Below are 20,231 nucleotides of genomic sequence, written 5' to 3'. Positions count from 1 at the left end.
GCGCGAACGCCCGTCCGGCCTCGCGCCCCACGACCCGACGCCCCACGGCCGCGGCGCGCGCACCGCACCTGATCCGGTTGGGCAGCCCCAGGCCCCGGCTGCGGCTGGTCGGCGTGGGACTGACCCTCGTGATGCTCGCCTTCGTCGTCCGCCTCCTCCAGGTGCAGGCCGTCGACGCCTCCTCGTACTCCGCGAAGGCGAGCGAGAACCGCTTCGCGAGCCACACGCTGGCCGCCGAGCGCGGTGAGATCACCGACCGCAAGGGCGTGGCCCTGGCGACGAGCGTGGACGCGTACGACATCACCGCGGACCCGAAGATGTTCACCGCGCAGGAGAGCAAGGCGCCCGACGCCCCCGAGCAGGCCGCCGCGCTCCTGGCGCCCATCCTCGGGAAGGACGCCAAGGAACTCACCGCGCGCCTGAAGACCAAGAACACCCGCTACGTCATCCTGGCCCGCCGCCAGACCCCCCAGGTCTGGAACCAGATCAAGGACCTCAAACGGCTCTTCGCCGACAAGGCCGCCGCGGACAAGAAGAACAACGGCCCCGGCGCCAACGTCATCGCCGGCGTGTTCAACGAGAACAGCAGCAAGCGCGTGTACCCGAACGGCGCCCTCGCCGCCGGGATACTGGGTTACGTCAACGCCGAGGGCAAGGGCGGCGGCGGACTGGAGTCCTCCCTCGACAAGAAGCTGGCCGGCAAGGACGGCGAACTCACCTACGCCCAGTCCGGCGGCCGACGCGTCCCCACCGCCGGATCCAGCGAGAAGCCCGCCGTACCCGGCGACGACATCGAGCTGACCATCGACCGCGACATCCAGTGGGCCGCGCAGAGCGCCATCACCGACCAGGTCGAGAAGTCCGGCGCCGACCGCGGCTACGTCATCGTCCAGGACACCCGCACCGGCGAGGTGTTGGCCATGGCCAACTCGCCCGGCTTCGACCCCAACGACCTGACCCGGGCCAGCTCCGCCGCCATGGGCAACGCCGCCCTCCAGGACGTCTACGAGCCCGGCTCCACGGCCAAGGTCATCTCGATGGCGGCGGTCCTGGAGGAGAAGAAGGCCACCCCCGCGACCCACGTCGAGGTCCCCAACCGACTGCACCGCGGCGACCGCCTGTTCAAGGACGACATCGACCACCCCACCTGGTACCTGACCCTCAACGGGGTCCTCGCCAAGTCCTCCAACATCGGCACCATCCTGGCCACCGGCCAGCTCGGCGCCACCCAGCCCGAGGCCAACAAGGTCCTGCACTCCTACCTGACCAAGTTCGGCATCGGGGCGCCCACCGGCCTGGGCTACCCCGGCGAATCGCGCGGCATCCTCGCCGAGCCCGGGGCCTGGTCCACCTCCCAGCAGTACACGATCCCCTTCGGCCAGGGCCTGTCCGTGAACGCGATGCAGGCGGCATCCGTCTACTCGACCGTCGCCAACGGCGGGGTCCGCGTCACCCCGACCCTGGTCCGCGGCACCAGGGGCCCCGACGGCCGCTTCACCCCGGCCCCGGCGCCCGAACGCACCCAGGTGGTCAGCGAGGAGACCGCCAAGACCCTCGCCGAGATGCTCGAATCCGTGGTCGACGACCAGGAGGGCACCGGCACCAAGGCGCGGATCCCCGGCTACCGGGTCGGCGGCAAGACGGGCACCTCCAACCGGGTGGACCCGGCCACCGGCCGCTACAAGGGCTACACCGCCTCGTTCGCCGGGTTCGCCCCCGCCGACAACCCGCGGATCACCGTCTACTGCGCCATCCAGAATCCCACGAAGGGCAGTTACTTCGGCGGACAGATCTGCGGCCCGATCTACAAGACGGTCATGGAGTTCGCCCTCAAGACCCTCCAGGTCGCCCCCTCCGGCACCGCTCCCGCCGGACTCCCGGTGACCTTCGAGGGAGGCCCGCCGCCCGCCGCCCCGAACACGCCGCAGCCCAGCCCGCAGCCCGGACAGTGATCCGGCAGCCCAGCCAGAAAAGCGTGAGGCACCATCAGTGACAACGATCACCCCGAATGCCGGGAACCAGTCGCCCGAGGACGCCCCGGCCGGGCCCTCGCTTCGCGGCCGGGCCGCAGCGCCCGGTACGCTCACCGCCGTGCCCCACGCTGATCAGCCCAGAAACGCCCAGAAAGACGCCCCGGCAGCGCCGCCGGGAGCGCCCCGGCCCGTGTCCACCAGCCCGACCCCCCTGGGTGAGCTGGCCACGCTGCTGGGCCTGCCTGAGCCAGGCGCCGCTCGGATCACCGGCATCACGCACGACTCCCGTGCGGTGCGCCCCGGAGACCTGTACGCGGCCCTGGCCGGCGCCCGCCTGCACGGCGCGGACTTCGCCGCCCAGGCGGCCGCCCTCGGCGCCGCGGCCGTCCTCACCGACCCCGCCGGAGCCGAACGCGCCGCCGCGACCGGCCTGCCGGTCCTGACCGTGGACGATCCGCGCGGTCGGATGGGCGAGCTCGCCGCCGCGATCTACGGACGCCCCGGCGAAGGCCTGCTCCAACTCGGCATCACCGGTACCTCCGGCAAGACCACCACCGCGTACCTCGTCGAGGGCGGGCTCCGCGCCGCGGGACGTACGACCGGGCTCATCGGCACCGTCGAGATGCGCGTCGGCGACGAACGCATCAAGTCCGAGCGCACCACCCCCGAGGCCACCGACCTCCAGGCCCTGTTCGCCGTCATGCGCGAACGCGGCGTCGAGGCCGTGGCGATGGAGGTGTCCAGCCACGCGCTGGTGCTCGGCCGGGTCGACGGCTGCGTCTTCGACGTCGCCGTCTTCAACAACCTGAGCCCGGAACACATGGAGTTCCACACCGACATGGAGGACTACTTCCAGGCCAAGGCCCAGCTCTTCACCGAGCGCCGGGCCCGCCTCGGAGTGGTCAACGTCGACGACGAGTACGGCCGCCGCCTCGCCAAGGAGGCGCCGATCCCGGTCGTCACCTTCTCCGCGACGGGCGACCCCGCCGCCGACTGGCGCGCCGAGGACGTGGTCAGCGGCCACATGGACTCCACCCTGACCCTCGTCGGCCCCGCCGGTCAGCGGGTACGGGCCACCGCGCCGCTGCCGGGCCCCTTCAACGTCGCCAACACCGTCGCCGCGATCGTCACCCTCGCCGCGGCCGGCCTCGACCCGCAGACCGCCGCCGACGGCGTCGCCGCGGTCCCCGGGGTCCCGGGCCGGCTGGAGCGGGTCGACGCGGGACAGGCGTACCTGGCCGTCGTCGACTACGCCCACAAGACCGACGCCGTCGAGTCCGTCCTGCGGGCCCTGCGCGAAGTCACCACCGGCCGGCTGCACATCGTGCTCGGCTGCGGCGGCGACCGCGACACCACCAAGCGGGCCCCCATGGGCGCCGCGGCCGCCCGGTACGCCGACGTGGCCGTCCTGACCTCCGACAACCCGCGCTCCGAGGACCCCCTCGCGATCCTCGCCGCCATGTTCGGCGGCGCGGTGTCCGTGCCGCCCGAGGAGCGGGGCACCGTCCTCGTCGACGCCGACCGGGCGGCGGCCATCGCCGCGGCCGTCGCGCGCGCCGAGCCCGGCGACACCGTCCTCGTCGCCGGCAAGGGCCACGAGCAGGGCCAGGACACCGCGGGCGTCGTACGGCCCTTCGACGACCGCGCCGTGCTCCGCGCGGCCATCGAGAACCAGCAGCGCAGCGTCCGACAGGCCGAGGTGGACCAGTGATCGCCCTTTCCCTCGCCGAGATCGCCGACATCACCGGCGGGCGGCCCCACGACATACCGGATCCCTCGGTGCGGATCGGCGGCCCCGTCGTCATCGACTCCCGACAGGTCGAGCCCGGCAGCCTCTTCGCCGCCTTCGAGGGCGAGCAAGTCGACGGCCACGACTACGCCGAGCGCGCGGTCGCGGCCGGCGCCGCGGCCGTCCTCGCGGCCCGGCCCGTCGGTGTTCCGGCGATCGTCGTCGACGACGTGGAGAAGGCGCTCGGAGCCCTCGCCCGCGCCGTCGTCGGCCGCCTCGGCACCGATGTGGTGGCCCTGACCGGCTCCGCCGGCAAGACCTCCACCAAGGACCTCATCGCCCAGGTGCTCCAGCACCACGCGCCCACGGTGTGGACACCGGGCTCCCTCAACAACGAGATCGGCCTCCCGCTCACGGCGCTGAAGGCCACCGCGGAAACCCGCCACCTGGTCCTGGAGATGGGCGCGCGCGGCATCGGCCACATCGCGTACCTCACCGGTCTGACCCCGCCGCGCATCGGCCTCGTCCTGAACGTCGGAACCGCCCACATCGGCGAGTTCGGCGGCCGCGAGGCCATCGCACAGGCCAAGGGGGAACTGGTCGAGGCCCTGCCGGCCGCGCAGGACGGCGGAGTTGCCGTACTGAACGCCGACGACCCCCTCGTCCGCGCCATGGAGAGCCGCACGAAGGCCCGTACGGTGTTCTTCGGCGAGGCCGAGGACGCCGACGTACGGGCCACCGAGGTCCGGATGACGCCGGGGGGACAGCCCTCGTTCACACTCCACACCCCGACCGGGTGCAGCGATGTGACCTTGCGGCTGTACGGTGAGCACCACGTGTCGAACGCGCTCGCCGCGGCCGCCGTCGCCCATGTACTGGGCATGTCCGTCGAGGAGATCGCCACCGCGCTCTCCGGAGCGGGCACGCTGTCCCGGTGGCGGATGGAGGTCACCGAGCGTGCGGACGGCGTGACGATCGTCAACGACGCCTACAACGCGAACCCCGAATCCATGCGGGCCGCCCTGCGCGCACTCGCCGCGATGGGCGGCGGCGCCCGGGCCAACGGGGGACGTACGTGGGCAGTGCTCGGCCCCATGGCCGAACTCGGTGACGAGGCGTTGGCCGAGCACGACGCGGTAGGACGGCTTGCCGTCCGGCTCAACGTGAGCAAGCTCGTAGCAGTCGGGGGCAGGGAAGCGTCCTGGCTGCAACTGGGCGCATATAACGAGGGTTCGTGGGGTGAGGAGTCGGTGCTCGTGTCCGACGCGCAGGCGGCGGTCGACTTGTTGCGCAGTGAGTTGCGCCCGGGGGACGTCGTGCTGGTGAAGGCTTCCAGGTCGGTCGGCCTGGAGCGGGTCGCGCTGGCGTTGCTGGAGCGCGAGGGCGAGGTCGCCGGCCGATGAGGCAGATCCTGTTCGCCGGAGTCATCGGCCTTTTCCTCACCCTCGTGGGAACCCCGCTGCTGATCAAGCTGCTGGCCCGCAAGGGCTACGGCCAGTTCATCCGCGACGACGGCCCGCGCGGGCACGCCGGGAAGAAGGGCACGCCCACCATGGGCGGCATCTCCTTCATCCTGGCGACGCTCGTCGCGTACGCCCTGACCAAGGTGATCACCGGAAGCGAGCCGACCTTCTCGGGTCTGCTCGTCCTGTTCCTGATGGCGGGAATGGGCCTGGTCGGTTACCTCGACGACTACATCAAGATCGTCAAGCGGCGCTCGCTGGGCCTCCGGGCCAAGGCGAAGATGTCCGGACAGCTGATCGTCGGCATCGCCTTCGCGGTGCTCGCGCTCCAGTTCAAGGACTCCCGCGGACTCGCCCCGGCCTCCATGAAGCTGTCGTTCGTCACGGACTTCGGCTGGTCTATCGGCCCGGTGCTGTTCGTGGTCTGGGCGCTGTTCATGATCCTGGCCATGTCCAACGGCGTGAACCTGACCGACGGTCTGGACGGCCTGGCCACCGGCGCCGCGGTGATGGTCTTCGGTGCCTACACCTTCATCGGTGTCTGGCAGTTCCAGGAGTCCTGCGCCAACGCGCAGACCCTGACCAACCCGAACGCCTGTTTCGAGGTCCGTGACCCGCTCGATCTGGCCGTCGTGGCGTCCGCCCTGATGGGTGCCTGCTTCGGCTTCCTGTGGTGGAACACCTCGCCCGCCAAGATCTTCATGGGCGACACCGGTTCCCTCGCCCTCGGCGGCGCGCTCGCGGGTCTCGCCATCTGCTCCCGCACGGAGTTCCTGATGGCGCTCCTCGGCGGCCTCTTCGTGCTCATCACGATGTCGGTCGTCATCCAGGTCGGCTCCTTCAAGATGACCGGCAAGCGGGTCTTCCGGATGGCGCCGCTCCAACACCACTTCGAACTCAAGGGCTGGTCCGAAGTCCTCGTCGTGGTCCGGTTCTGGATCATCCAGGGCATGTGCGTGATCGTGGGTCTCGGTCTCTTCTACGCGGGATGGGCAGCCGAAAAGTGACCTCCTGGCACGGCAAGAACATCACCGTCGCCGGCCTCGGCGTGAGCGGCATCAGTGCCGCCCGCGCCCTGGCCGGCCTCGGCGCTTCGGTGACCGTCGTCGACGGCGGCGACAGCGAGGGCCACCGCGCCCGCGCGGCGGAGCTGGAGGCCGCGGGGATCTCCGTACGCCTCGGCGACGCGGAGCACCTGCCCGGCGGGACCGACCTGGTCGTCACGTCGCCCGGCTGGAAGCCCGACAGCCCGCTCTTCGCGGCCGCCGCCGAAGCCGGCGTCGACGTCGTCGGCGACGTGGAGATCGCCTGGCAACTGCGCGGCGAGAACGCCGCCCCCTGGCTCGCCATCACCGGCACCAACGGCAAGACCACCACCACCCAGATGCTCGCGTCGATCCTGCGCGCCGCCGGTCTGCGGACCGCGGCCGTCGGCAACATCGGCACGCCGATCATCGACGTGGTGACCGGCGACGAGACGTACGACGTCCTCGCCGTCGAGCTCTCCAGCTACCAGCTGCACTGGGCGCCCTCCGTGCGCGCCCACTCCGCGGCCGTCCTCAACCTGGCCCCCGACCACCTCGACTGGCACGGCTCCATGGAGGCGTACGCCGCCGACAAGGGCCGCGTCTACGAGGGCAACACCGTCGCCTGCGTCTACAACGTCGCCGACAAGGCCACCGAGGACCTCGTCGTCGAGGCCGACGTCGAAGAGGGCTGCCGGGCCATCGGCTTCACCCTCGGCGCCCCCGGCCCCTCCATGCTCGGCGTCGTCGACGGCATCCTCGTCGACCGCGCCTTCGTCGAGAACCGGCAGAAGAACGCGCAGGAACTCGCCCAGGTCGAGGACGTCAACCCGCCCGCCCCGCACAACATCGCCAACGCCCTCGCCGCCGCGGCCCTGGCCCGCGCCTTCGGCGTCGAGCCCCGCGCGGTGCGCGACGGACTGCGCGACTTCCGCCCCGACGCCCACCGCGTCGCCCACGTCGCCGAGGTCGCCGAGGTGACCTACGTCGACGACTCCAAGGCCACCAACACCCACGCGGCGGAGGCCTCCCTGGCCGCCTTCGAACCCGTCGTGTGGATCGCCGGCGGCCTCGCCAAGGGCGCCACCTTCGACGAGCTCGTCCAGAAGTCCGCGAAGCGGCTGCGCGCCGTGGTGCTGATCGGCGCCGACCGGGCGCTCATCGCCGACGCGCTGGCGCGACACGCCCCCGAGGTCCCGGTGACCGACCTCGACCGGACCGACACTGGGGCGATGCTCGCGGCGGTCAGGGAAGCCGCCCGGCTCGCCCGACCCGGCGACACGGTCCTGCTGGCGCCGGCATGCGCCTCCATGGACATGTTCGCGAACTACAACAAGCGTGGGGACGCGTTCGCCGACGCGGTGCGCGAACTGGCCGCCGAGAGCGCCTAGGTCGATCCAGGGCAGGTTCCCTCCCCGACCCGGCTGCTCGCCTCGCACGAGTGGAGGGGAAGATCACAGATGCCGGCCAAGCAGATGCTGCCGGGGAGGCGGCCGACAGCCGTCAGGGCGCGGGGCCGGGCCCGCCCGGCGACCGGCGCCAAGCGGCCCGCCGGACGCGGGCCGCTCGCCCGCGTCCGGCGCGCGCAACAGCAGTTGCGCAAGGCCTGGGACCGCCCGCTCACCGCCTACTACCTGATCCTCGGCAGCTCGCTGCTCATCACCGTGCTCGGCCTGGTGATGGTCTACTCGGCGTCGATGATCAAGGCGCTCCAGCTGGGCCTGGGCGACGCCTACTTCTTCAAGAAGCAGTTCCTGGCGGCCCTCATCGGCGCCGTCCTGATGCTGGCCGCCTCCCGGATGCCCGTACGGCTGCACCGGGCGCTGTCCTACCCCGTACTCGCCGGAACCCTGTTCCTGATGGTCCTGGTCCAGGTCCCCGGGATAGGGGTGGCGATCAACGGCAACCAGAACTGGATCTCCCTCGGCGGTCCGTTCATGCTCCAGCCCAGTGAGTTCGGCAAGCTCGCACTGATCCTGTGGGGCGCCGACCTGCTGGCCCGCAAGGGCGACAAGGAGCTGCTGAGCCAGTGGAAGCACCTGCTGGTGCCGCTGGTCCCGGTGGCCTTCCTGCTGCTCGGACTGATCATGCTCGGCGGGGACATGGGCACCGCGATGATCCTCGGAGCCATCCTCTTCGGCCTGCTCTGGCTCGCCGGAGCGCCCACCCGGATGTTCGTCGGCGTGCTCGCCTTCGCGGGTGTGATCGTCGCACTCCTCATCAAGACCAGCCCGCACCGCATGGACCGGCTCGCCTGCCTCGGCGCGACAGAACCGGGCAAGAACGACCTTTGCTGGCAGGCCGTACACGGCATCTACGCCCTCGCGTCCGGCGGATGGTTCGGATCCGGCCTGGGCGCCAGTGTGGAAAAATGGGGGCAACTGCCCGAAGCGCACACGGACTTCATCTTCGCCATCACCGGCGAGGAACTGGGGCTGGCAGGGACGCTGTCGGTGCTCGCCCTCTTCGCGGCCCTAGGCTATGCGGGTATCCGCGTGGCCGGACGCACGGAGGACTCCTTCGTACGGTATGCCGCGGGAGGCGTGACCACGTGGATCACGGCGCAGGCCGTGATCAACATCGGTGCGGTGCTCGGTCTGCTGCCGATCGCCGGGGTCCCGCTCCCGCTGTTCTCCTACGGAGGGTCGGCCCTGCTGCCGACGATGTTCGCGGTCGGACTGCTCATCGCGTTCGCGCGGGAGGAACCGGCGGCGCGTGCGGCGCTCGCGATGCGGCAGCCGAAGTCCGGCTGGAAGCGGCGCGGGCCGATATGGAAGTCGATGAGACGGCGCGTCAAGAAGCGTCCGTCCGGAGAGCGGTGAATTTCGGTGCATGTCGTACTCGCCGGTGGGGGGACCGCCGGCCACATCGAGCCGGCGCTCGCCCTCGCGGACGCCCTGCGCAGGCAGGACCCGACCGTGGGCATCACCGCCCTCGGCACGGAACGCGGACTCGAAACCCGCCTGGTGCCGGAGCGCGGCTACGAGCTGGGTCTCATCCCCGCCGTACCGCTGCCCCGCAAGCCCACGCCCGAGCTGATCACCGTCCCCGGACGGCTGCGCGGCACCATCAAGGCGGCCGAGGAGATCCTCGTACGCACCAAGGCCGACTGCGTCGTCGGCTTCGGCGGGTACGTGGCGCTGCCCGGCTACCTCGCCGCCAAGCGGCTCGGGGTGCCGATCATCGTCCACGAGGCCAACGCCCGGCCCGGACTGGCCAACAAGATCGGCTCCCGGTACGCCCACGCCGTCGCCGTGTCCACCCCGGACAGCAAGCTGCGCGGTGCCCGCTACGTGGGCATCCCGCTGCGCCGGTCGATCTCGACCCTGGACCGGTCCGCCGTCCGCCCCGAGGCGCGAGCCGCCTTCGGCCTGGACCCCAACCTGCCGACGCTGCTGGTCTCCGGCGGCTCGCAGGGCGCCCGCCGACTCAACGAGACCATCCAGCAGATCGCGCCGACCCTCCAGCGCTCCGGGATCCAGATCCTCCACGCGGTCGGACCGAAGAACGAACTGCCGCGTGTCGACAACATGCCCGGGATGCCGCCGTATGTGCCGGTACCGTACGTGGACCGGATGGACCTCGCGTACGCCGCCGCCGACATGATGCTGTGCCGCGCGGGCGCGATGACCGTCGCCGAACTCTCCGCCGTCGGACTGCCGGCCGCCTACGTACCGCTGCCCATCGGCAACGGCGAACAGCGGCTCAACGCCCAGCCGGTGGTCAAGGCCGGTGGCGGTCTCCTGGTGGACGACGCGGAGCTGACGCCCGAGTGGGTGCTCGGCCAGGTGCTGCCGGTGCTGTCCGACCCGCACCGCCTCTACGAGATGTCCCGCGCCGCCGCCGAGTTCGGCCGCCGGGACGCCGACGACCTGCTCGTCGGTCTGGTCCACGAGGCGATCGCCGCACGCAGAGCCCGCTGAGCGGGGAACGCACAGACCAGGAGGCACAGGAGTGGCCGGAGCGACGACCGCACAGCGTGGGGCCGCCCGCAAGGGCAGGGGCCCCGGTTCGCCCAAGCCCCCCAAGCCCCCCAAGTCGTCGAAGAGGACCGGCCCGCGGGGCCCCGGTGGCGGTCGTTCGCGCCGGGTCCCCGTCCTGGTCTCCCTCGCCGCCGCGGTGCTCCTCGCTGCGGCCGGCACCTGGGTGCTCTACGGCTCCTCCTGGCTCCGCGTCGAGAAGGTCACGGCCGCCGGCACCGAGGTGCTCACCCCCGAGCAGGTCCTCACCGCCGCGGCCGTGCCCGTCGGCGCACCCATGGTGGGCATCGACACCGACGAGATCGCGCAGCGGGTGCGCGCCAAGCTGCCCCGCATCGATTCGGTCGATGTGGAGCGCTCCTGGCCGCACGGAATCGGGCTGAAAGTGACGGAACGCAAACCCGTCCTGCTCATCAAGAAGGACGCGGAGTTCGTCGAAGTGGACGCATCGGGTGTGCGATTCGACACGGTCGCGAAACCACCCGCGGGTGTTCCGGTCCTCGAATTGGACGCGGCGCGGTCCCCGAGCGCCCGCCGCTTCGACGAGCAGCGGCTCCTGAACGAGGCGGTGGGCATCGCGGGCGGCCTCCCCGAGGCCATCGCGGCGCAGACCGTGCAGGTCAAGGTGCGGTCGTACGATTCGGTCGTACTGGAGCTCACCAAGGGGCGAACGGTCGTGTGGGGGAGCGGCGAACTGGGTGAGGCGAAGGGCCGGGCGTTGACCGCCTTGCTCAAAGCCGCTCCCAAGGCTGTTCACTTCGACGTCAGCGTTCCCACCGCCCCAGCGGTGTCCGGGAGTTGACGTCGAGTCGAACAGCGACGCACCCTGGTTGGCCACCGATACGGGTGATCACATAGGGTGAAAAGAAAAACGGGAGGTTCGGCGTGTTCGTTGAACACGCGCTACTTGTCGACTTAGTGTCCTGTTCGGAAGAGTCCAAGGAACAGACACACCCCTAACCCTAAACTTCAGGGTGAGGGTTCGGGTCGGCGCGTACGGACCGTCCCAATTTCGGCATCAGTCGTCGCAACGCAGGCCCGCGAGGCGGCGACACGTAACTCGAGGCGAGAGGCCTTCGACGTGGCAGCACCGCAGAACTACCTCGCAGTCATCAAGGTCATCGGTGTCGGCGGCGGTGGTGTCAATGCCATCAACCGAATGATCGAGGTCGGTCTCAAGGGCGTCGAGTTCATCGCCATCAACACGGACGCCCAGGCGCTGTTGATGAGCGACGCCGACGTCAAGCTCGACGTCGGCCGCGAACTCACCCGGGGCCTCGGCGCCGGAGCCAACCCGGCCGTCGGTCGCAAGGCGGCAGAGGACCACCGCGAGGAGATCGAGGAGGTCCTCAAGGGGGCCGACATGGTCTTCGTCACCGCCGGTGAGGGCGGCGGCACCGGAACCGGTGGCGCACCCGTCGTCGCCAACATCGCGCGCTCGCTGGGCGCCCTGACGATCGGTGTGGTCACCCGACCGTTCACCTTCGAGGGCCGGCGCCGCGCGAACCAGGCGGAGGACGGCATCGCCGAACTCCGCGAAGAGGTCGACACCCTCATCGTCATCCCCAACGACCGCCTGCTGTCCATCTCGGACCGCCAGGTCAGCGTCCTCGACGCCTTCAAGTCGGCCGACCAGGTCCTCCTGTCGGGCGTCCAGGGCATCACCGACCTGATCACCACCCCGGGTCTGATCAACCTCGACTTCGCGGACGTCAAGTCCGTGATGTCCGAGGCGGGCTCGGCCCTCATGGGCATCGGCTCGGCCCGCGGCGACGACCGCGCGGTGGCCGCCGCCGAGATGGCGATCTCCTCGCCGCTGCTGGAGGCGTCCATCGACGGCGCCCGCGGCGTGCTGCTCTCCATCTCCGGCGGCTCGGACCTCGGTCTCTTCGAGATCAACGAGGCCGCGCAGCTGGTCAGTGAGGCCGCGCACCCCGAGGCGAACATCATCTTCGGCGCCGTCATCGACGACGCGCTCGGCGACGAGGTGCGCGTCACCGTGATCGCCGCCGGCTTCGACGGCGGACAGCCCCCGGCCCGCCGGGACAACGTCATCGGTGCCGCGTCCACCAAGCGCGAGGAGCCGGCCCCCGCGCCGGTCCGCGCCCCCGAGCCGGTCCGTCCGGCCTTCGGCGGGCTCGGTACGGTCACCCCGCGTGAGGAGCCCCCGGCTCCGGTGGAGGTCCCGGTCGAGGCGGCGCCGCCCGCGCCGCAGGTCCCGACGGCCCGTCCGTACCAGGACAGCCCGGCCGAGGAGCTGGACGTCCCGGACTTCTTGAAGTGACCCTGGGGCAGCACAGCGAGAGCGGCGCCCACTTCGCCTTCACCGACCGGTGGGGCGGAGTGAGCGCCGTTCCGTACGAGGAGCTCAATCTCGGCGGCGCGGTCGGAGACGACCCGGCCGCCGTTCGTGCGAACCGGGACGGCACGGCACGCGAGCTCGGCATCGATCCGGACCTGGTGGTCTGGATGAACCAGGTGCACGGGCGGGACGTGGCCGTGGTCGACGGACCGTGGGGCGCCGGGCAACCGGTCCCCGCCGTCGACGCGGTGGTGACGACCCGCCGGGGCCTGGCCCTGGCCGTGCTCACCGCCGACTGCACGCCCGTCCTGCTCGCCGACCCCGTCGCCGGGATCGTGGGCGCCGCCCACGCCGGGCGGCCGGGGCTGGTCGCGGGGGTGGTCCCCGCGGCGGTCGAGGCGATGGTGGCCCTCGGCGCCGACCCCGGGCGCATGGTCGCCCGTACGGGACCGGCGGTCTGCGGGCGCTGCTACGAAGTACCGGCCGAGATGCGGGAGGCCGTCGCCGAGGTGGCGCCGGCCGCGTGGGCCGAGACCAGCTGGGGGACGCCGGCCGTGGACGTGGTCGCCGGAGTGCACGCGCAACTGGCGGAAGCGGGGGTGGCTTCCGTCCACCGTTCCCCGGTCTGCACACTGGAGTCGCGGGACCACTTCTCGTACCGCCGTGACCGGGTGACCGGGCGGCTCGCCGGATATGTGTGGTTGGAACGGATTGATGACAGACCGTAAGTCGGAACTCGCGGAGAACCTCGCGCGGGTGGAGGAGCGCATCGCGTCCGCCTGCGTCGCCGCGGGTCGTTCGCGGCAGGAGGTGACCCTCATCGTGGTCACCAAGACCCACCCCGCGAGCGACGTACGACTGCTGGCGGACCTGGGCGTCCGTCATGTTGCGGAAAACCGCGACCAGGACGCCGCCCCCAAGGCCGCGGCCTGCGCGGATCTGCCGCTCGACTGGCACTTCGTCGGCCAGTTGCAGACGAACAAAGTCCGTTCCGTGGCGGGATACGCGCATGTGGTGCAGTCGGTCGACCGGCCGAAGCTCGTCACGGCGCTGTCGGCGGCCGCCGAGGGCGCCGGTCGCGAACTCGGCGTCCTCGTACAGATCGCCCTCGACGCCGAGTCGGGCGAACGGGGCACCCGGGGCGGCGCGGCCCCCGACCTCCTGCCGGAGTTGGCCGACCTCGTGGCGCGGGCGCCCGGACTGCGGATCGACGGTCTCATGACCGTGGCCCCCCTGTCCGGCGAGTACGCGGGACGCGAACAGGCGGCCTTCGAGCGGCTGGTGGAATTGTCATCCAGCCTGCGCGCGGACCATCCGACTGCCACGATGGTGTCGGCCGGAATGAGTGCGGACCTGGAACAGGCGGTGAGGGCGGGTGCGACACATGTACGCGTCGGCACTGCGGTGCTCGGCGCGAGACCCCGGCTCGGGTAACGTCGCGAAGAAAGTCGGACCACAGCAGAAAATATGGTCATTTCCGCAGATGAGCGGACAGACCAAGTGGATCGCGGGCAGTTGGTGACTTTGGTGACACAGCGACCTTGCTGACTGACACAGCGACACCTGCGACAGGGCGATCCACCACAGAGCGGAGGACTCGGAGAATGGCCGGCGCGATGCGCAAGATGGCGGTCTACCTCGGCCTCGTGGAGGACGACCGGTACGACAACCCTGGGTACGACCCCGATGACGAGTTCGAGCCCGAGCCGGAACCGGAACGTCCGCGAGACCGCGACCACCGGCAGCAGCCCGTGCACCAACCGCCCGTAAGGGACGAACCGGTACGAGCCGTACAGCCTCCGGCACAGAGGGAACCCCTCCCGATGCCGGTAGAAAGCGGACGTCCGGCACGAATTGCCCCCGTGGCATCCATCACACCTGACCGCACCAACCTGGAGAAGAACGCCCCCGTGATCATGCCCAAGGTCGTCTCCGAGCGGGAGCCGTACCGCATCACGACGCTGCACCCCCGGACCTACAACGAGGCCCGTACCATCGGGGAACACTTCCGTGAGGGCACTCCGGTGATCATGAATCTCACGGAGATGGACGACACGGACGCGAAGCGTCTGGTCGACTTCGCCGCCGGCCTCGTGTTCGGTCTGCACGGCAGCATTGAACGCGTGACACAGAAGGTGTTCCTGCTGTCGCCTGCTAACGTCGATGTCACGGCGGAGGACAAGGCCCGCATTGCGGAGGGCGGGTTCTTCAACCAAAGCTAGACCGATCCGTCAGATACGGGACCGGGAACAGAGCGGAAGCAGGGGAGAGGGAAGCGCGGGATGGGCGTCGCACTGCAAGTGGTCTACATCGCGCTGATGTGCTTCCTCATCGTGCTGATCTTCCGACTGGTCATGGACTACGTGTTCCAGTTCGCACGTTCATGGACACCCGGCAAGGCGATGGTGGTCGTCCTGGAGGCCACCTACACTGTCACCGATCCACCGCTCAAGCTTCTTCGGCGTTTCATCCCGCCGTTGCGTCTCGGGGGCGTGGCACTCGACCTGTCCTTCTTCGTTCTGATGATCATCGTTTACATCCTCATCAGTTTCGTGAGCACCGCTGCGAGAAGCGTGTGAACGATGTGCTCCCCACACGCGCGGGGATGCTCCAGGTCTTGCCGACTGCCGACGACTACGTAGAGGTGAAGAAGACATGCCGCTGACTCCCGAGGACGTGCGGAACAAGCAGTTCACGACCGTCCGCCTGCGAGAAGGCTATGACGAGGACGAGGTCGATGCCTTCCTCGACGAGGTCGAGTCCGAGCTGACGCGCCTGCTGCGCGAGAACGAGGACCTGCGCGCCAAGCTGGCCGCCGCCACGCGCGCCGCCGCGCAGAACCAGCAGAACCAGCAGCAGCAGCAGGGGATGCGCAAGCCGGAGCCCCAGGACCAGCGCGGCCCCGGTGCCCCCGTGCCCGCGGCCATATCCGGCCCGCCGCAGCAGCAGCAGCAGCCGCAGATGGGCCCGCCGCAGCTGCCGGGCGGCCAGCCCCAGCTGCCTCCGGGCCCCGGTGGACAAGGACCGCAGGGTCCGGGCCCGATGGGCGGCCCCATGCAGCAGCAGTCCATGGGTGGCCAGCACCCCATGGCACCGCAGCAGCAGCAGATGCAGCAGCCCATGCACCAGCAGATGCAGCAGCAGCAGTCCATGGGTGGCCAGAACCAGCTCGGCCAGCCGATGGGCCAGCAGATGCAGCCGATGGGGCAGCAGATGCAGCCCATGGGCCAGCCGATGCACCAGCAGCAGCCGCAGCTCCCGCAGCAGGGCCCCGGTGGCGACAGCGCCGCCCGCGTCCTGTCGCTCGCGCAGCAGACCGCCGACCAGGCGATCGCGGAGGCCCGCTCCGAGGCCAACAAGATCGTCGGCGAGGCCCGTTCGCGCGCCGAGGGCCTGGAGCGGGACGCCCGCGCCAAGGCCGACGCGCTGGAGCGGGACGCGCAGGAGAAGCACCGCGTCGCGATGGGCTCCCTGGAGTCCGCCCGCGCCACGCTGGAACGCAAGGTCGAGGACCTGCGGGGCTTCGAGCGCGAGTACCGCACGCGTCTGAAGTCCTACCTGGAGTCGCAGCTGCGCCAGCTGGAGACCCAGGCCGACGACTCCCTGGCTCCGCCGCGCAACCCCGCCGGTCCCGCGCTGCCGCCGTCGCAGTCCCCGTCCATGGCTCCGGCCGGTGCGATGGGTCACTCGATGGGGAACCCGTCCATGGGTGGCCCGTCCCCGATGGGCGGCCCCTCCCCGATGGGTGGCGGACCGTCCTACGGTGGCCAGCAGCAGATGTCCCCGGCCATGACCCAGCCGATGGCTCCGGTTCGGCCGGCCGCGCCGCAGCCGATGCAGGCGCCGTCGCCGATGCGCGGCTTTCTGATCGACGAGGACGACAACTAGGCGTCGTCGCCGCCCGATCCGTCGGGTCGGCAGTCTTACGGGCCGGGCCCGGTTCCCCTGCGGGGGTGCCGGGCCCGGCCCGTTTCCGTACCCGGGGGTGGGTGGGGGTGCCGTTCCCGTACCGGGGGTGGTGGTGGGTGCCGCTGCGCGGGGCGTCTCCCCGACCCGCCCTTCCTCCGTTCCCCGGGCCGTGCCCGGACCCCGTGCGCGTGCGGCGCCGTTGCCGGGGGCGCCGCCCCCGGGCCCCCGCGCCTCAAACGCCGGCGGGGCTGGGTCGGGGACGGTGGGGCCGGATCGGGTGCGGCGGGGTGGTGTGGGGAACGACGACGGCCCGCACCCCCCCGTCGGGGGAGATGCGGGCCGTTCGCGCTCGGAGGGGTTATGCCTTGCGGAGGCGGAACGTCAGGGACAGGGACTCGTCCGTGAACGGGTCGCCGTACGTGGCGTCGGCCTCGCCCCGGGCGAAGTCGGTGGCCAGGACCTCGTCGGCGATGAGTGCCGCGTGGTCCGTCAGGGCCGTGACGACCTCCGCGTCGGGGGAGGTCCACCGCAGGGCGATCCGGTCCGCGACGTCCAGCCCGGAGTTCTTGCGGGCCTCCTGGATCAGCCGGATCGCGTCACGGGCCAGGCCCGCGAGCCGCAGTTCCGGGGTGATCTCCAGGTCCAGGGCCACCGTGGCTCCGGAGTCCGAGGCCACCGACCAACCCTCGCGCGGGGTCTCGGTGATGATGACCTCCTCCGGGGTGAGGGCCACGGTCTCGCCGTTCACCTCGATCTCCGCGGAGCCGCCGCGCAGCGCCAGCGACAGCGCCGCCGCGTCGGCCGCGGCGACGGCCTTCGCGACGTCCTGCACGCCCTTGCCGAAGCGCTTGCCCAGGGCGCGGAAGTTGGCCTTCGCCGTCGTGTCCACCAGGGACCCGCCGACCTCCGAGAGCGAGGCCAGGGAGGAGACGTTCAGCTCCTCCGTGATCTGGGCCTGGAGCTCCGGCGACAGGGCGTCGAAGCCCACCGCACCGACCAGCGCGCGCGAGAGCGGCTGACGGGTCTTGACGCCCGACTCCGCACGGGTCGCCCGGCCCAGCTCCACGAGGCGGCGTACCAGCAGCATCTGCTGGGACAGGCCCCGGTCGATCGCCGCGGTGTCCGCGACCGGCCAGCTCGACAGGTGCACCGACTCCGGGGCCTCGGGGGTGACCGGGACGATCATGTCCTGCCAGACCCGCTCGGTGATGAACGGGGTCAGCGGGGCCATCAGCCGGGTGACCGTCTCCACCACGTCGTGCAGGGTGCGCAGCGCGGCCGCGTCGCCCTGCCAGAAGCGGCGGCGCGAGCGGCGGACGTACCAGTTCGACAGGTCGTCGACGAACGCGGAGAGCAGCTTGCCGGCGCGCTGGGTGTCGTACGCCTCCAACGCGTCCGTGACCTCGGCGGTCAGGGTGTGCAGCTCCGACAGCAGCCAGCGGTCCAGGACCGTGCGGTCGGCCGGGGCCGGATCCGCGGCGGAGGGCGCCCAGTTGGAGGTGCGGGCGTACAGGGCCTGGAAGGCGACCGTGTTCCAGTACGTGAGGAGCGTCTTGCGGACGACCTCCTGGATCGTGCCGTGGCCCACGCGCCGCGCCGCCCACGGCGAGCCGCCGGCGGCCATGAACCAGCGGACGGCGTCGGCGCCGTGCTGGTCCATCAGCGGGATCGGCTGGAGGATGTTGCCCAGGTGCTTGGACATCTTGCGGCCGTCCTCGGCGAGGATGTGGCCGAGGCAGACCACGTTCTCGTAGGAGGACTTGTCGAAGACGAGGGTGCCGACCGCCATCATCGTGTAGAACCAGCCGCGAGTCTGGTCGATGGCCTCCGAGATGAACTGCGCCGGGTAGCGCTTCTCGAAGATCTCCTTGTTCTTGTACGGGTAGCCCCACTGCGCGAACGGCATCGAACCCGAGTCGTACCAGGCGTCGATGACCTCCGGCACGCGGACCGCTTCGAGCGAGCAGCCCTCGGCGGTGCAGGGGAAGGTGACGGCGTCGATGTACGGGCGGTGCGGGTCCAACCGCGACTGGTCCGTGCCGGACAGCTCGCTCAGCTCGGCGCGGGAGCCGACGCAGGTGAGGTGGTCGTCCTCGCAGCGCCAGATCGGCAGCGGGGTGCCCCAGTAGCGGTTGCGGGACAGCGCCCAGTCGATGTTGTTGTTCAGCCAGTCGCCGAAGCGGCCCTGCTTGACGGAGTCCGGGAACCAGTTGGTCTTCTCGTTCTCCCGCAGCATCGCGTCCTTGACGGCGGTGGTGCGGACGTACCAGGACGGCTGCGCGTAGTAGAGCAGGGCGGTGTGGCAGCGCCAGCAGTGCGGGTAGCTGTGCTCGTAGGCGATGTGCTTGAAGAGCAGGCCGCGCGCGTCGAGGTCGGCGGTCAGCTTCTCGTCGGCCTTCTTGAAGAAGACGCCGCCGACGAGCGGGACCTCCTCCTCGAAGGTGCCGTCGGGGCGGACCGGGTTCACGACCGGCAGGCCGTACGCGCGGCAGACCGCGAGGTCGTCGGCGCCGAAGGCGGGGGACTGGTGGACGAGACCGGTGCCGTCCTCCGTCGTGACGTACTCGGCGTTCACGACGTAGTGGGCGGGCTCGGGGAACTCGATGAGGGAGAACGGGCGCTCGTACGTCCAGCGCTCCATCTCCTTGCCCGTGAAGGACTCGCCGGTGGCCTCCCAGCCCTCGCCGAGGGACTTCTCCAGCAGCGGCTCGGCGACGACGAGCTTCTGCACGCCGTCCGTCGCGACGACGTACGTGACCTCGGGGTGGGTCGCGACCGCCGTGTTGGACACCAGGGTCCAGGGGGTCGTCGTCCACACCAGCAGCGAGGCCTCGCCGGCGAGGGGGCCGGAGGTCAGCGGGAAGCGGACGTACACCGAGGGGTCGACGACGGTCTCGTAGCCCTGGGCCAGCTCGTGGTCGGAGAGGCCGGTGCCGCAGCGCGGGCACCAGGGGGCGACGCGGTGGTCCTGGGTGAGGAGGCCCTTGTTGAAGATCTCCTTCAGCGACCACCACACGGACTCGACGTACTCGGGGTCCATGGTCCGGTAGGCGTCGTCCAGGTCGACCCAGTAGCCCATCCGGGTCGTCAGCTCGGCGAACGCGTCGGTGTGGCGGGTCACCGACTCGCGGCACTTGTCGTTGAACTCGGCGATGCCGTACGCCTCGATGTCCTGCTTGCCGTTGAAGCCGAGTTCCTTCTCGACGGCGAGCTCGACGGGCAGGCCGTGGCAGTCCCAGCCGGCCTTGCGGGCGACGTGGTAGCCGCGCATGGTGCGGAACCGGGGGAAGACGTCCTTGAAGACGCGGGCCTCGATGTGGTGCGCGCCGGGCATGCCGTTCGCGGTCGGCGGGCCCTCGTAGAAGACCCACTCGGGGCGGCCCTCGGACTGCTCCAGGGTCTTGGCGAAGGTCTTGCTCTCGCGCCAGAAGTCGAGGACCGCGTGCTCTAGGGCAGGCAGGTCGACCTGGGCGGGTACCGGGCGGTATTGCGGCGGTGTGGTCATGAGGCTGAACTCTTCCTCCGGCGGGGTGTCACTTCCGTCCGGAGGGACGAGAGCGCAGACGGCTCCCGCGGTACCACCCTCCTTGGCCCCCGGACGTGCCGGCGGCCCCCTCATTGGGGTGCGAAGCCGGTTCTACGGGCCCTGGGGGCTTTCTTCCGGCGGCTCCGGGGTGATCCTTCACATCGCGCTCGCCCCCGGGCTCTCACCGTCCCCGGGTCGCTCCTGGCTGCGTCCGACGCTACTCGTCCCCATCCATGCCTCTCGCTGGGCCCAGTGTACGGGCCGGTGCGCCGCGCGGCCGACCGCTTTACGCCGGTCGGCGGCGGGGCGGGGGGCCGGTGCCGG

At 71.0% G+C, this 20,231-nt stretch carries 15 protein-coding genes; 14 read left to right on the top strand and 1 reads right to left on the bottom strand.

Going from position 1 to position 20,231, the window contains the following annotated elements; translation table 11 throughout:
* From NOD94_RS12935 to NOD94_RS12870, 14 genes are all read left to right on the top strand, one after another.
* Window positions 1–1,952: penicillin-binding protein 2 (locus NOD94_RS12935; RefSeq protein WP_281206011.1), on the top strand; the 1,952-nt coding region annotated here is incomplete at its 5' end.
* A 37-nt stretch (window positions 1,953–1,989) separates the two neighbouring features.
* A complete protein-coding gene (locus NOD94_RS12930) occupies window positions 1,990–3,684 on the top strand; it encodes a UDP-N-acetylmuramoyl-L-alanyl-D-glutamate--2,6-diaminopimelate ligase (protein ID WP_281206010.1) in 1,695 nt (564 codons plus the stop codon).
* Complete coding sequence (gene murF, locus NOD94_RS12925) at window positions 3,681–5,105, top strand: UDP-N-acetylmuramoyl-tripeptide--D-alanyl-D-alanine ligase (RefSeq protein ID WP_281206009.1); 1,425 nt, start codon at window positions 3,681–3,683, stop codon at window positions 5,103–5,105. Before NOD94_RS12930 ends, murF begins: the two co-directional genes overlap by 4 nt.
* Window positions 5,102–6,172, top strand: coding sequence for a phospho-N-acetylmuramoyl-pentapeptide-transferase (gene mraY, locus NOD94_RS12920; RefSeq protein ID WP_281206008.1), 1,071 nt, complete (start codon window positions 5,102–5,104; stop codon window positions 6,170–6,172). The genes murF and mraY overlap by 4 nt, the downstream gene beginning before the upstream one ends.
* A complete protein-coding gene (gene murD, locus NOD94_RS12915) occupies window positions 6,154–7,581 on the top strand; it encodes a UDP-N-acetylmuramoyl-L-alanine--D-glutamate ligase (protein ID WP_281206007.1) in 1,428 nt (475 codons plus the stop codon). Before mraY ends, murD begins: the two co-directional genes overlap by 19 nt.
* Before the next feature lie 69 nt (window positions 7,582–7,650).
* Window positions 7,651–9,012, top strand: a complete 1,362-nt coding sequence (ftsW, locus tag NOD94_RS12910) for a putative lipid II flippase FtsW (RefSeq protein ID WP_281206006.1) — start codon at window positions 7,651–7,653, stop codon at window positions 9,010–9,012.
* Between the two features lie 6 nt (window positions 9,013–9,018).
* Window positions 9,019–10,113: an undecaprenyldiphospho-muramoylpentapeptide beta-N-acetylglucosaminyltransferase gene (gene murG / locus NOD94_RS12905; protein WP_281206005.1), complete on the top strand. Its 1,095-nt coding sequence runs from the start codon at window positions 9,019–9,021 to the stop codon at window positions 10,111–10,113.
* A 31-nt stretch (window positions 10,114–10,144) separates the two neighbouring features.
* Complete coding sequence (locus NOD94_RS12900; protein WP_281206004.1) at window positions 10,145–10,972, top strand: FtsQ-type POTRA domain-containing protein; 828 nt, start codon at window positions 10,145–10,147, stop codon at window positions 10,970–10,972.
* A gap of 279 nt (window positions 10,973–11,251) precedes the next feature.
* Entirely contained in the window at window positions 11,252–12,454 is a 1,203-nt protein-coding gene (ftsZ, locus tag NOD94_RS12895) for a cell division protein FtsZ (RefSeq protein WP_281206003.1), read from the top strand.
* Window positions 12,451–13,200, top strand: a complete 750-nt coding sequence (gene pgeF, locus NOD94_RS12890) for a peptidoglycan editing factor PgeF (protein ID WP_281206002.1) — start codon at window positions 12,451–12,453, stop codon at window positions 13,198–13,200. The genes ftsZ and pgeF overlap by 4 nt, the downstream gene beginning before the upstream one ends.
* Window positions 13,187–13,906: a YggS family pyridoxal phosphate-dependent enzyme gene (locus NOD94_RS12885; RefSeq protein WP_281206001.1), complete on the top strand. Its 720-nt coding sequence runs from the start codon at window positions 13,187–13,189 to the stop codon at window positions 13,904–13,906. Before pgeF ends, NOD94_RS12885 begins: the two co-directional genes overlap by 14 nt.
* A gap of 170 nt (window positions 13,907–14,076) precedes the next feature.
* The gene (gene sepF / locus NOD94_RS12880) at window positions 14,077–14,694 is read left to right on the top strand and encodes a cell division protein SepF (RefSeq protein WP_281206000.1); all 618 of its coding nucleotides are present in this window, start codon (window positions 14,077–14,079) and stop codon (window positions 14,692–14,694) included.
* Between the two features lie 60 nt (window positions 14,695–14,754).
* Window positions 14,755–15,051, top strand: coding sequence for a YggT family protein (locus tag NOD94_RS12875; RefSeq protein ID WP_030155988.1), 297 nt, complete (start codon window positions 14,755–14,757; stop codon window positions 15,049–15,051).
* Window positions 15,052–15,127: 76 nt separating this feature from the next.
* Window positions 15,128–16,360 (top strand): DivIVA domain-containing protein, encoded by a 1,233-nt coding sequence (locus NOD94_RS12870; protein ID WP_281205999.1) that lies wholly within the window; start codon window positions 15,128–15,130, stop codon window positions 16,358–16,360.
* 379 nt (window positions 16,361–16,739) lie between these two features.
* Here the strand turns inward: NOD94_RS12870 and ileS are convergent, their stop codons facing one another.
* The gene (gene ileS, locus NOD94_RS12865) at window positions 16,740–19,886 is read right to left on the bottom strand and encodes an isoleucine--tRNA ligase (protein ID WP_281205998.1); all 3,147 of its coding nucleotides are present in this window, start codon (window positions 19,884–19,886) and stop codon (window positions 16,740–16,742) included.
* Window positions 19,887–20,231: the final 345 nt, after the last annotated feature.

Source organism: Streptomyces sp. Isolate_45, from assembly GCF_024721315.2.
In the GTDB taxonomy this organism is placed as follows: Bacteria; Actinomycetota; Actinomycetes; order Streptomycetales; family Streptomycetaceae; genus Streptomyces.
Note: the sequence above shows the minus strand (reverse complement) of the source record. Positions and strands in the feature narration are given on the sequence as shown.

Coding starts and splice junctions, on each gene's coding strand:
- mraY (WP_281206008.1), top strand. CDS start 5,102: ATGAGGCAGATCCTGTTCGCCGGAGTCATCGGCCTTTTCCTCACCCTC.
- murD (WP_281206007.1), top strand. CDS start 6,154: ATGGGCAGCCGAAAAGTGACCTCCTGGCACGGCAAGAACATCACCGTC.
- ftsW (WP_281206006.1), top strand. CDS start 7,651: ATGCCGGCCAAGCAGATGCTGCCGGGGAGGCGGCCGACAGCCGTCAGG.
- NOD94_RS12885 (WP_281206001.1), top strand. CDS start 13,187: ATGACAGACCGTAAGTCGGAACTCGCGGAGAACCTCGCGCGGGTGGAG.
- sepF (WP_281206000.1), top strand. CDS start 14,077: ATGGCCGGCGCGATGCGCAAGATGGCGGTCTACCTCGGCCTCGTGGAG.
- NOD94_RS12875 (WP_030155988.1), top strand. CDS start 14,755: ATGGGCGTCGCACTGCAAGTGGTCTACATCGCGCTGATGTGCTTCCTC.
- NOD94_RS12870 (WP_281205999.1), top strand. CDS start 15,128: ATGCCGCTGACTCCCGAGGACGTGCGGAACAAGCAGTTCACGACCGTC.
- ileS (WP_281205998.1), bottom strand. CDS start 19,886: ATGACCACACCGCCGCAATACCGCCCGGTACCCGCCCAGGTCGACCTG.